At 60.5% G+C, this 12,009-nt stretch carries 12 protein-coding genes; 4 read left to right on the forward strand and 8 right to left on the reverse strand.

Annotation, left to right across the window (positions count from 1 at the left end; all coding sequences use genetic code 11):
- Nucleotides 1-44: 44 nt before the first annotated feature.
- Nucleotides 45-1,442 (reverse strand): NarK family nitrate/nitrite MFS transporter, encoded by a 1,398-nt coding sequence (locus tag ACM6I5_RS11470; RefSeq protein WP_414883847.1) that lies wholly within the window; start codon nt 1,440-1,442, stop codon nt 45-47.
- Nucleotides 1,420-2,724: an MFS transporter gene (locus ACM6I5_RS11475; RefSeq protein ID WP_017338875.1), complete on the reverse strand. Its 1,305-nt coding sequence runs from the start codon at nt 2,722-2,724 to the stop codon at nt 1,420-1,422. Before ACM6I5_RS11475 ends, ACM6I5_RS11470 begins: the two co-directional genes overlap by 23 nt.
- A 304-nt stretch (nt 2,725-3,028) precedes the next feature.
- Here ACM6I5_RS11475 and ACM6I5_RS11480 point away from each other — a divergent pair, with 304 nt between their 5' ends.
- The 4 genes from ACM6I5_RS11480 to ACM6I5_RS11495 all read left to right on the forward strand — a co-directional run bounded on the left by ACM6I5_RS11480 (nt 3,029) and on the right by ACM6I5_RS11495 (nt 6,736).
- The gene (locus tag ACM6I5_RS11480; RefSeq protein WP_414880437.1) at nt 3,029-4,831 is read left to right on the forward strand and encodes a HAMP domain-containing protein; all 1,803 of its coding nucleotides are present in this window, start codon (nt 3,029-3,031) and stop codon (nt 4,829-4,831) included.
- The gene (gene narL / locus ACM6I5_RS11485; protein ID WP_414883848.1) at nt 4,828-5,475 is read left to right on the forward strand and encodes a two-component system response regulator NarL; all 648 of its coding nucleotides are present in this window, start codon (nt 4,828-4,830) and stop codon (nt 5,473-5,475) included. Before ACM6I5_RS11480 ends, narL begins: the two co-directional genes overlap by 4 nt.
- A gap of 86 nt (nt 5,476-5,561) precedes the next feature.
- The gene (locus ACM6I5_RS11490; RefSeq protein WP_017338877.1) at nt 5,562-6,236 is read left to right on the forward strand and encodes a Crp/Fnr family transcriptional regulator; all 675 of its coding nucleotides are present in this window, start codon (nt 5,562-5,564) and stop codon (nt 6,234-6,236) included.
- Nucleotides 6,237-6,310: 74 nt separating this feature from the next.
- A complete protein-coding gene (locus tag ACM6I5_RS11495) occupies nt 6,311-6,736 on the forward strand; it encodes a putative zinc-binding protein (RefSeq protein ID WP_017338878.1) in 426 nt (141 codons plus the stop codon).
- A 51-nt stretch (nt 6,737-6,787) separates the two neighbouring features.
- Here the strand turns inward: ACM6I5_RS11495 and ubiT are convergent, their stop codons facing one another.
- From ubiT to pdxH, 6 genes are all read right to left on the reverse strand, one after another.
- Complete coding sequence (gene ubiT / locus ACM6I5_RS11500; RefSeq protein WP_017338879.1) at nt 6,788-7,285, reverse strand: ubiquinone anaerobic biosynthesis accessory factor UbiT; 498 nt, start codon at nt 7,283-7,285, stop codon at nt 6,788-6,790.
- Nucleotides 7,279-8,169 (reverse strand): U32 family peptidase, encoded by an 891-nt coding sequence (locus ACM6I5_RS11505; RefSeq protein ID WP_017338880.1) that lies wholly within the window; start codon nt 8,167-8,169, stop codon nt 7,279-7,281. The genes ubiT and ACM6I5_RS11505 overlap by 7 nt, the downstream gene beginning before the upstream one ends.
- 10 nt (nt 8,170-8,179) lie before the next feature.
- Entirely contained in the window at nt 8,180-9,175 is a 996-nt protein-coding gene (ubiU, locus tag ACM6I5_RS11510; RefSeq protein WP_010460211.1) for a ubiquinone anaerobic biosynthesis protein UbiU, read from the reverse strand.
- A gap of 122 nt (nt 9,176-9,297) precedes the next feature.
- Entirely contained in the window at nt 9,298-10,533 is a 1,236-nt protein-coding gene (gene glp / locus ACM6I5_RS11515; protein WP_414883849.1) for a gephyrin-like molybdotransferase Glp, read from the reverse strand.
- On the reverse strand, nt 10,530-11,084 hold the full coding sequence (gene moaB, locus ACM6I5_RS11520; protein ID WP_010460206.1) for a molybdenum cofactor biosynthesis protein B: 555 nt from the start codon (nt 11,082-11,084) through the stop codon (nt 10,530-10,532). The genes glp and moaB overlap by 4 nt, the downstream gene beginning before the upstream one ends.
- Before the next feature lie 243 nt (nt 11,085-11,327).
- The gene (gene pdxH, locus ACM6I5_RS11525) at nt 11,328-11,975 is read right to left on the reverse strand and encodes a pyridoxamine 5'-phosphate oxidase (protein WP_414880431.1); all 648 of its coding nucleotides are present in this window, start codon (nt 11,973-11,975) and stop codon (nt 11,328-11,330) included.
- Nucleotides 11,976-12,009 lie beyond the last annotated feature (34 nt).

The raw sequence follows: 12,009 nt of genomic DNA on the forward strand, positions 1-12,009 counted from the left end.
CGGGGTCTGTGCCCCGCCCACGCAATGGTTGGATGCAGCTCGGCTCAGCAGGGTGTCGCGGCGCCTTTGCGCGCGTACCACCACCAGGTCACCACGATGCAGCTCAGGTAAAAGCCGACGAACATGTAGAAGGCCATCTCCGGGCCGCCGGTCTGGGCCATCGAAGTGCCGAAGGATTTGGGAATAAAGAACGCGCCGAAGGCGCCCATGGCCGAACTGAAGCCCAGGACCGCAGCTGATTCTTTGCCGGCATCCTTGAGCGCTTGTTCGCGCACGGCGGCTGGTTTGCCGACCGAGGCTTTTTCATGTTGGGTGCGGAAGATCACCGGGATCATGCGGAAGGTGGAACCGTTGCCGACGCCGGTGGTGATGAACAGCAGCATGAACATACCGAGGAAGCCGTAGAAGTTACCGCCCTGGCCGCTTTGCGGCAGAAAGTGCAGAACACCGAACACCATCACGATCATCAGCACGAAGTTCCACAAGGTCACCTTCGCACCGCCGAGCTTGTCCGCCAGCCAGCCGCCCAATGGACGCACCAGCGCACCCACCAACGGGCCGAGGAAAGCGAATTTCAAGGCAATCACGTCAGGGAACGAGGTTTTGATCAGCAGCGGAAACGCGGCGGAGAAACCGATGAACGAACCGAAGGTCGCCAGGTACAACCAGCACATCAGCCAGTTGTGTTTGCGTTTGAAGATCACCGCCTGTTCGCTGAACGAGGCCCGGGCACTGGACAGATCATTCATGCCAAACCAGGCCAGCACGGTCACCAAGACAATAAACGGCACCCAGATGAAGCCGGCGTTCTGCAACCACAACTGGCCGCCGTCCGGCAGTACTTGCGGCGAGCCGCCCATGAAACCGAACACACCGAAGGTAATCACCAGCGGCACACAGAACTGCATCACCGAGACGCCCAGGTTACCCAGCCCCGCGTTGAGGCCAAGGGCCGTGCCCTGCTGCGACTTGGGATAGAAGAAACTGATGTTGGACATGCTCGACGCGAAGTTGCCGCCACCAAAACCGCAGAGCAACGCAATCAACACGAACACGCTGTAGGAGGTGCTCGGGTCCTGCACGGCGAAGCCCATCCAGAGCGATGGCAGCAACAGCGACGCGGTGCTCAGGGCGGTCCAGCGACGGCCACCGAAGATCGGCACCATAAAGGAATAGAAAATCCGCAAGGTCGCCCCGGACAGCCCCGGCAACGCCGCCAGCCAGAACAGCTGGTCGGTGGTGAAGGAGAAACCGATGGCGTTCAAACGCACGATCACCGTGCTCCAGACCATCCACACCGCAAAGGCCAGCAGCAACGCAGGAATGGAAATCCACAAGTTGCGCGTGGCGGTCTGTTTTCCGCTACTTCCCCAGAACGCGGGGTCCTCGGGGCGCCAGTCATGAATGACCGGGCCTTTGTCAGGCTTTTGCAGAACGGACATGTTCTTCTCCTAGGGCAATGCTGGAAATCGGGGACGGTGTCAGCAGCGGCGCTTTACCCAGCACCGGGCTTTTGCGTATTTCGCTGAAGTACATCCAGGTGAGGGAGACCCAGACCACGCCGTACATCAACATGAAGCAGGAAGAGCGCACGCCGGTGAGGTCCACCAGGGCGCCGAACAGGATTGGCAACACGAAGCCGCCCAGGCCACCGGCGAGGCCGACGATGCCGGACACCGCACCCATGTTTTTCGGGTAGTCATTGGCGATGTATTTGAAGACCGAGGCCTTGCCGAACGCGAAGGCGATGCCCATGACGAACAGCAGTACGGTGAACAGCGCGGGGTTGAGGCCGATGTGAAAATCCACCGGGCCGTTGATCGTTTGCACTTGCAGTTGGGTCTGGGGATACGAGAGCAGGAACAGGCAGATCCAGCTGATCCACAACACCCACCAGGTCACGCTTTGCGCACCCCAGCGATCCGACATCCAGCCACCGACCGCACGCAGCACGCCACCGGGCAGGGAAAAACAGGCCGCCAGCAGCGCCGCGCTTTGCAGGCTGAAACCGTATTCCTGCACGTAGTATTTGGTCATCCACAGCGCCAGGGCGACATAACCACCGAAGACGATCGAGTAGTACTGGCAGTAGCGCCACACGGCCGGGTCCTTCAGCGAACTCAATTGCTCACGCAACGTGGCGCCCGAAGCGCTGCGGTGGTTTTTGTTCTCGGCGCTGAGGAACCAGAACAACAGCGCGGTGATAAATAGAATCGCGCTGAAAACTTTCGGCACCAACTGCCAACTGCCGGCAGCGATCAATGCCGGGGCCAGAAACTTGGTCACCGCGGCTCCGGCGTTACCGGCGCCGAAGATGCCCATGGCGAAGCCCTGATTCTCCTTGTCGAACCATTTGGCGACGTAGGCAATCCCCACCGAGAACGAGCCGCCGGCCAGGCCGACGAACAAGCCCAGCACCAGGAACTGCCAATAGGCGGTGGCGTGACTGATCAGGTACAGCGGCGCGACGCAGGCCAGCATCAGCAGGAAGAACACGCTGCGCCCACCAAAGCGGTCGGTCAGCAGCCCCAGTGGCAGACGCACCAGCGAACCGGTCAGCACCGGCGTCGCGGCCAGCAGGCCGAACTGGGTTTCGTTGAGCTGGAGAAGGTCCTTGATCGGCACCCCGAGCACGGCAAACATCATCCAGACCATGAAGCAGACAGTGAAGGCCAATGTGCTCATGCCCAGCACCAGGCCTTGTCGTACACGGGGTTCGGTCACAATGCTCTCCAGTCAGTTAGCCATGGCGGCAGACTAGAGAGGCCAACCCCGCAAAAACTTGACCTACGTCAACGAAGCCCATGGGGGCATAGGCCTATGCTTGCGGGGTCTACCTCTAAGGAGGTAGTACAGAAGAACCCTAAAACCGTTTGTTTATCAGTGTCTTAAGGTTTTTCGCCGCGGTTTTTGCTGACAAGGATCAGTCGACAACTCTTTAGAGGTAGCGCGCCCTGGATCGGCGGCAAAACCCTGACCTGGGGTTCCACATGCTCTGTTTTCCTGAAATTGTCCGGGACCTGCGCTGATGATGCGCTGGTTGCGCAGCTCCCTGCCCGCTCGCGCCGGGCTGGCCGTGATCCTGATCGCCGTGCTCGCCCTTGCCAGTTCGTTGAGTGCCGGACTGATCGCCTGGTTCAGCCAGGGTGATGCGGCTGCCATCAACACCGCAGGCTCTGTGCGCATGGAGACCTACCACCTGAGCTGGAAACTGGCCGCAGGGGCAACCGGTGAAGAAATCCTCGCCATCACCGACAGCCTGCAAACCCGTCTAAACAGCCAGTCACTCAAAGCCGTGCTGGAAGATGGCCCGACCACCGCGCTGCAGATCAGCTACGGGCAAATCCAGCAACAATGGAACGAGGATTTGCGTCCGGCACTGGAGCGCGGTGATGCCGCCTATTTTCAGCTCCAGGCCCTGCCCTTCGTTGAGCAACTGAACCATTTCGTCGACTTGTTACAGCGCCAAAGCGAACAGAAGCAAGGCTGGCAACAAGTTATCCAGGGCTTGGCGCTGTTCACCACGATGATCGTCCTGCTGCTTGGGCTTTACGAACTGCAATATGGCGTGGTCACGCCCCTGAAAGAGTTGGTGGACGCGACCCAGCGTTTTCGTCGTGGCGATTTCAAGGTGCGGGTCAACCATCAGTCCCAGGACGAATTGGGCCAATTGGCCATGAGTTTCAACGCCATGGCCGAGACGATCGAAGACTCGCATCGCACCCTTGAGAGTCAGGTCCAGCAGAAAACCCTGAACCTGCAACAAGCCAATGCGGCCCTTGAATTGCTTTACCAAAGCAGTCGAAGCCTGGCTACACGCCTGGCCAATGCCGAAGGTTTGGATGAGTTGATCCGGCGCTTCCAGCAACGCCTGCCCGGCTTGCGCCTGTCGCTGTGCCTGCAAGGTCAATTGCAGGCACCGGCCCAACAGTTGCTCGCCCTGCATGGCGCCAACATCCGCGAAGTCTGCGCCAGCAGCGATTGCGCCACGTGCCAGAAGCACCATAAAGCCAGCCCGCAAACCTTCAGCATCAGCAACCAGGGCAGCGAACTGGGTGAGCTCAAGGCGCATTTTGTCGATGGACACCCGACGCAAGCCTGGGAAACCCAACTGATCCAGGCCCTGGCCAACCTGATCGGCACCTCGCTCTCGCTCAAGCGGCAACGGGAACAGGATCATCGCCTGCTGTTGCTCGACGAACGCACCATCATTGCCCGCGAGCTCCACGACTCACTGGCCCAGGCCCTGTCCTACATGAAGCTGCAAGTCAGCCGCCTGCAGACCCTGATGCGTCGTGGCGAACCGGTCGAGACCCTGGAGAACGTCACCGCCGAACTGCGCGAAGGGCTGAACAATGCCTATCGCCAGTTACGCGAGTTGCTGACCACCTTTCGCTTGCAGATTCACGATGCGGGGCTGGTGCAGGAGCTCAAGGACACCGCCGAAGAATTCTCCCGTCGCGGGGAGTGCCAGGTGCACCTGCACGTCGACGCGCTGGCCTTTCAATTATCGGCCAGCGAACAAATCCACATTCTGCAGATCACCCGCGAGGCACTCTCCAATTGCCTGCGTCACGCCCACGCGCAAAACGCCTGGCTGCAACTGCGTCAGGACGGTGAAACCGTGAGGCTGATCGTCGAAGACGACGGGCGTGGCTTCAGCGGCAACGTCGACCAACGCGAGCATCACGGCCTGAAAATCATGGATGAGCGGGCCCGCAGCTTGCGCGGTCAACTCGAAATCGTCTCCAGGGAGCCGCAAGGCACCCGTGTCCAACTGGAATTCCAACCGGAGTTTCTGGGACAAAAAACAGAAGGTAGCGTCACATGAACCCGTCCCTGCAACACACCATCCTGCTGGTCGATGACCATCCGATGATGCGTCACGGCATCCGCCAGATGCTCGAACTCGAAGATGATTTCCTGATCGTCGGTGAAGCCAGCAACGGCGAAGAAGCGCTCGGACTGATCGAGCCGCTGCAACCGGATCTGGTGTTGCTCGATAACAACATGCCGGTAATGAATGGCATTGAAACCCTGCGCCAGTTACGGGCGATGCACTACACCGGCAAGGCGCTGCTGTTTACGGTCTCGGATGCCGAAGACGATATTCGCGACGCGCTGCGTCTGGATGCCGACGGCTACCTGCTCAAGGACATGGAGCCCGAGCTGTTGATTCAGTACATCCGCAATGCCTTGAACGGCGAATTGGTGATCAGCCCGGGGCTGACCCAGGTCATGGCCCAGGCACTGCGCTCACCCCAGCGCCAGACCGTGGTGGAACTGACCGAGCGTGAACGTCAGGTGCTGAAAACCATCGCCAGCGGCTTCAGCAACAAAGTCATCGGGCACAAGCTCGGCATCACTGAAGGGACGGTCAAGGTTCATGTGAAAAACCTGCTGCACAAACTCGGCTTGCGCTCGCGGGTCGAGGCCGCGGTATGGGCCATGGAGCATCTGCGCAATGCCGGATGACGGGTATGCCTCTTTGGAGGTAGACCGGCAGAGGCATAGGTCATCCGGCCGACACTCTCTACTATGAGCGTCAGCGGAGGTACGCCATGCTGACCCACCCTTCCATCGTTTTAACGTTGCGCCGTCACCATCTGTTCAGCCAACTTCCGGAGAAAATCTTCGAGGAAGTCTGCGGCCTGGCGATGCTCAAGCGCCTGAGTTGTCACAGCACACTCATGCACCAAGGGGATCCGGCCAAGCGTTTCTTCCTGCTGGTCAGCGGCCAGATCAAGTTGTATCGGCTGACCGGCGAAGGCCAGGAGAATCTGGTGGAGATCATCCAGCCGGGCCAGACCTTTGCCGAAGCTTTACTGTTCAGCCAGGCCCGTCTCTACCCGGTCAGCGCCACGGCGCTGAAAGACAGCGTACTGGTGAGTATCGAGGGCAACCACTACCGCAATGCCCTGGAAGATCAGCCGAAAGTCTGCCTGGCGATCCTGGCGAGCATGAGCGTCCACCTGCACCTGCGTCTGCGCGACATCGACACCTTGACCATGGCCAGTGCGAGCCGCCGGGTGATCAATTTCCTGTTCCAGGAACGCAACCCGGTCAGCGGTTTGATTGTGTTGCAGGTGTCCAAACGCCTGGTGGCCTCGAAGCTGGGCATTCAGCCGGAAACCTTTTCGCGGATCTTGCACCGCCTGGTGGACAGCGGCCTGATCGCCATGGAACGACGCAACATCAGCATCCTCGCCGAAGAGGATCTTGCGGCCTTCCAATAGTTGTAATTGACCGCCGTCAATGCGCAATGCCACCGCTCTTGCACACTGAAGATGTCCATCCATGGAGAGCGCTCATGTCCCGTTCAACCTTGCCCCTGATTTACTCCTGCTCAGGCTGCTCCAACGTTGCCCAACTGGCCAATACCCTGGCCGTGCGGCTTGATCGCAGCGGACTGGCGGAAATGTCCTGCATCGTCGGGGTCGGCGGGCACGTGGCGGCGTTGGTCAACAAGGCACGCTCGGGACGGCGGATTTTTGCTTTGGATGGTTGTCCGTTGCAATGCGTCGAAAACTGCCTGAAACAGCATGGTTTGCACGCGGATGTGCATTTGATTCTTAGCCATTACGGGTTGCGCAAACGCTTTGGCGAGGACTGTACGGAGGCGCAGGGGGATGAGTTGTTTGAAGGGATCAAGCAGTTGATTGCCAGTGATGCCCGCCAGTCTGTGGAACAAATACATTCTAATGTGGGCGCGGGCCTGCTCGCGAAGGCGGACTGATATTCAACATTGATGTTGACTGACACACAGCCTTCGCGAGCAAGCCCGCTCTCACATTTTGACCGGCGTTTGCAGGTTGTACTGCGCCGCCAACCCCTTCCCTGCCCGCTCCAGATTGCGCCACAGCCACACAGGCAACACGTCGGGATCGAGGCTGTCGATCAGGTTCTTCAGCGCCAGCCCCAACTCCGTATCGCCCTCTATCACCAAACGCCTGCGAAAGAACAACGTATCCGGATCCTCCTGACGACTCGCCAGCAATAAAAACTCACGCCAGTTACCACTGATGGTCACATGCGCGTTGGCGCGTTCAGCAATTCGCAACCCTTCACGGGTCAGCGTAAGAAACCAGGACAACCCCAGGTCCGGAATCCGCAAGCACAACCAGCGCCCACGCAACACTTCAAACTCGCCGTCGCGCAACGGCTCCGCGAGGCAGCGATTGAGCGCCTGCTGCAACGCCAGACGCTGCACGACAAAAGGCACCCGGCGCACCAACGGCAACAACCGGTCGGCGCCTTTGAGCAGCCACTTCTTCCGATTCAACACAGGCCGACCTCCTCGACGCGCAACATGCCGGCCTGGCCATGCCAGTAACCGTTACAACCGTCGACGAACACCGGCGGTGTCTCGCCCAGACGAACCCGTTGATAGGCGGCAATGACCTGCGCCATGCCTTGATAACGAGGGCTCAGTCGCAACAAATCAGCGCCGCAGGCCACCAGCCCTGCGTAATCTGCCAGGAGATTGGTCACCTCGGCCGACATCGTTTGAATGCCGTTAATGGTGAACAGTGCCTGCCCTTCCTGACTGGTCAGCGGCAGGCCGTCGGGGTAGTTGATGCAGCAAAACTGGCAGTCGTCCTTGGGCCGGTTTTCCGCCCGCGCGGTGAAGCAGCGTGCGGAATAGGCCAACGGCAAATGTCCATAAGCGAAGACCTCGACTTCCGGGACCTCTCGACCCAGTTCCCGCACCTGATCGAGCACATCGCTAATCAGCGTCGCCGAACACTCCACGGGCGGCACCCAACGGGTCATCCCGCCGTCCAGCAGTTGCGTGAGCGTATGCCCGTTGTACACATTCAGCGCAGGACCGCCCACGAACGGCAACTTGCGCTCGGCCAGAAACTGCACCGCGCCCATGTCGTTGGCTTCCACCAACAGTTGGCCGTTGTCGCAGAGCCGCCGCAGGCTAGAGAGTTCGGAGGCCGCTTCGATAAGCGTCAGGCTGGAGAGAACCAGTTGTGCCTGGCTGCATTCTTGTAACTCGCGCCCCAGCCCCAACCATTGATCCAATGAAAATGACCGGCGTTTCGAGCACACGGTTTCCCCCAGATAAATCACATCCAGGGGCAAGGCCGACATCTCGGCGTAAAAGTTGCTGAGTTGCGCTTTGTCCCAATAAAACAGGACCGGTCCAAGGCTGAGCTTCATGTCGCCTCCCTCATTGCCATGATCGATGGTAAGCACCCAAAGTGGTCTGGCTGCCTTCGGACAAACCGGCCAACACCCGGCGCCATTCCTCCTTGACCCGAAAACTGCCCGGCGAACCACGATGGGCATCCAGCGCCGCACGCCAGACACGGGTGACTTGTTCGACATACGCCGGGCTGCGTTGCCGGCCCTCGATTTTGACCGCCTCGACGCCGATGGCCGTCAATTCCGGCAGCAAGTCCAGGGTGTCGAGGCTGGTGGGTTCTTCCAGCGCATGAAAGCGTTTGCCGCCGACCAGGAAACGGCCTTTGCACAGGGTCGGATAACCGGCGGGTTCCTCAGGGGTGTAACGGTCGATCAGCACTTCACTGAGCCGTGCACTCAAGCCGTCGGCGTCTTCGCTCCAGCGCACCGCTTTGGCCGGCGAACAGACGCCACAGAGGTTCGGCGACTCACCGGTAATGTACGAAGACAGATGGCAACGCCCTTCAGCCATGATGCACAAGCTGCCGAAGCCAAAGACTTCGATGGGCACCGGGCTGCTTGCAGCGACCTGACGCACCTGCGCCAACGACAACACCCGTGGCAGTACCGCGCGACGAATTCCGTAGCGCTGCGCATAAAACTCCAGGGCCGCGGCATGGGTCGCCGAGCCCTGCACCGACAGGTGCAGCGCCAGTTGCGGATGCCGCTGGCTGGCGTAGTTGAGTACGCCGGGGTCGGCGGCGATCAGCGCATCCACACCAAAATCGGCGGCGCGATCAACCGCGCGCTGCCAGCGCTCCCAGCCCTTGGGTTGCGGGTAGGTGTTGACCGCGACATAGAGTTTTCGTTGATGCTGACGAATGTGGGCGACCGCCGCGTCGAATTGTTTGTCGTCCATGTTCAGCCCTGCAAAATGCCGGGCATTGGTGTCATCGCGAAAACCGACATAAACGGCATCGGCGCCTTGGCGCACCGCCGCTTTCAGCGCAGGCAGGTTGCCTGCCGGGCAGACCAGTTGCATGGGTAATCCTCATGGGAAAACGCGTCTGAACCCTCCCCCGATGCCTGTGGTACAGCGATCGAAAAAGGCGCTGCCAGTCTAGCGAAACCGGCAGGCACAGCCTTGACGGCAATCAATTGCGATCAATGCATCAGGTCGGCGAAGGACAGGAACATCACGTTGTCGTGCTTGAGCACTTGCTGCTCGCACTCGATCACCGCCAGGCCATCGGCCCAGCACGCGGCGGTCAACATCGCCGAGCTTTGCTGGGGGTGCAGCTCCACGCTCAACTGACCATCAGCACCGGGTGTCAGCCGTGCCCGCAGGTACTGCCGACGTTTGTTGCGCTGCAACCAATCGAACCCGGCGGGCACGGCCAGTGGCGCCGGCAACACATCGCTGACGCCCTGGGCCCTGAGCAGGAACGGGCGCACCACCACCAACGCGGTAATCAGCGCCGCCGAAGGATTGCCCGGCATGCCGATCCAGGGTTTGCCGGCGACTTCGCCGAAGGCCAGCGGCTTGCCCGGCTGAATGGCCAGCCGCCAGAAATCCAGGCTGCCGAGTTCCTCGATCGCTTGTTTGAGGTGATCTTCCTCACCCACCGAGACGCCCCCCGAACTCAACAACAGGTCGCATTCCGAAGACGCCAGGCTTAACGCATGCCGGCTGGCGGCCAACTCGTCGGCCATGACGCCATAGTCATGCACCTCGCCCCCCCAACCGCTCAACAACGCGGCGAGGCAGTAGCGATTGCTGTTGTAAATCTGCCCGGGCGCCAATGAATCACCCGGCTCACGCAGTTCGTTGCCACTGCTGAGCAAGCACACCTGCAACGGTCGATAGACCTCGACCCGCCCGATACCAGCGCCAGCCAGCAATCCCACTTCTTGCGCACGCAGACGTTTGCCGGCCTGGATTAACAGGTCGCCCCGGCGAACCTCCTCACCTTCTTTGCGCACGTGATCGCCAGTATTGACGGGCGGGAACCACACGCGCTTGCCCTCGATCCGACAACGCTCTTGCGGCACCACGGTGTCGGCGCCTGCAGGTAATGGTGCACCGGTAAAAATCTGCACTGCTTGCTGCGCGAGCAACGGTGAGCACGCCGAATCCCCCGCTGCGATTCGTCCGCCAATCAACAACCAGCCACCCTCCGGCGGCAGGTCAGCGGCCCTGAGGGCATAACCGTCCATGGCGCTGTTGTCCCAGGCCGGCAGGTTGACGGGGGAATGAATGTCCGCCGCCAGCACCCGACCCAAGGCTTGATCCAGGTCGATCTTTTGCGCCAGGGGCGGCGGCGGTGCCTGGTCCAGCAAACGATTGATGGCCTCGTCCACCGGCATCAAGTGACCAAGGTCACACACCCGGCCAGTCATGAGCGGGTCTCGCAGGCGTCGACGACCCGTTGCCCTTGCGGTTTCAAATGGGGGGCGAAATTGCATGGGCCGGTGCGGCTGTCCAGCTGTTCGAGCAGGATCTGGTTCCAGGCCGTTCGACACGCGCCCGGCGAACCCGGAACGCAGCACACCAGCACGCCATTGCTCATCCCTGCCAATGCCCGGGATTGCAGGCTGGACATGCCGATTTCCGCAAGGGACACCTGACGGAACAGTTCACCGAAGCCTTCCACGTGTTTGTCCAGCAACGGCAAAACCGCTTGTGGTGTGTTGTCGCGCGCGGTGAAACCGGTGCCGCCGGTCATCAATACCACCTGCACCTTGGGGTCGGCGATCCAGTGGGAAACCTTGGCGCGGATCTGATAAATGTCGTCCTTGACCAGACCACGATCGATCAATACATGCCCGGCCGTTTGCAGCAAATCCGTGAGGGTCTGCCCCGAGGTGTCGGTGTCAAAGGTGCGCGTATCGCTGATGGTCAGCACGGCAATGTTCAGGGGTTCAAACGTGCGTTGCGCCAGATGGGCCATATCCAAGCCTTCCCGTAAATGAGGGTATGGGGCAAAGCCTGAACTGGAATTCCCGATGAGCCTATTCCTCCAAGGAGGTACCTCTACAGGGACATATGAAGAACGTGTAGGCCACACGATACCTGTGGGAGCGAGCCTGCTCGCGATAGCGGCTTGTCAGGCAATATTGATGTCGACTGACCCACTGCTATCGCGAGCAGGCTCGCTCCCACATTGTTCTCCATCGCTGCGCGTTCTGCGGGTTCAAGGTGCCAAGCGGTTCCGTTGCCATACGCCATCGCGCAACCGGTAATCGAGACGGTCATGCAAGCGGTCGGCACGGCCTTGCCAGAATTCCAGGCGATCAGGCTGCAAGCAGTAGCCGCCCCAGTGCTCGGGCCGCGGCACGGCCTGGCCGGCAAACCGTTGGGTGGTTTGTATCAACAGCGACTCAAGCTCGGCCCGATTGGCCAATGGTCGGCTTTGCGGTGAGGCCCAGGCGCCCAGGCGACTGTCCTGTGAGCGGGAATCGAAGTACGCATCCGACAGCGTCGGGGCGAGCCTGGACACTTGCCCCTCGATCCGCACCTGACGCTCCAGCCCCGGCCAAAAAAAGGTCATCGCAGCATACGGATTAGCAGCCAATTGCTGCCCCTTGTCGCTCTGGTAATGACCGAAAAACGTGAAGCCTTCATCACTAAAGCCCTTGAGCAGCAGGACCCGACAGTGCGGGCGACCTTCACTGTCGACGGTCGCCAACACCATGCTGTTGGCTTCGACAGGCGCGCGCTCGGTGTCGCGGGCCAGTTGCATCCACTGTCGGAACATGGCCAGCGGGTCGTCCAGCGCCGCCTCGTCTTGCAGGCCAAAAAGGGTGTAGTTGCGGCGCATCTGTGCCAGGGAAAGCGGCATGAGGGTGATCTCCGAAAAGGTTCTGCCCAGCGTG

This window comes from Pseudomonas sp. IT-P171 (genome assembly GCF_949767765.1).
GTDB classification, from domain to species: Bacteria; Pseudomonadota; Gammaproteobacteria; order Pseudomonadales; family Pseudomonadaceae; genus Aquipseudomonas; species Aquipseudomonas fluorescens_B.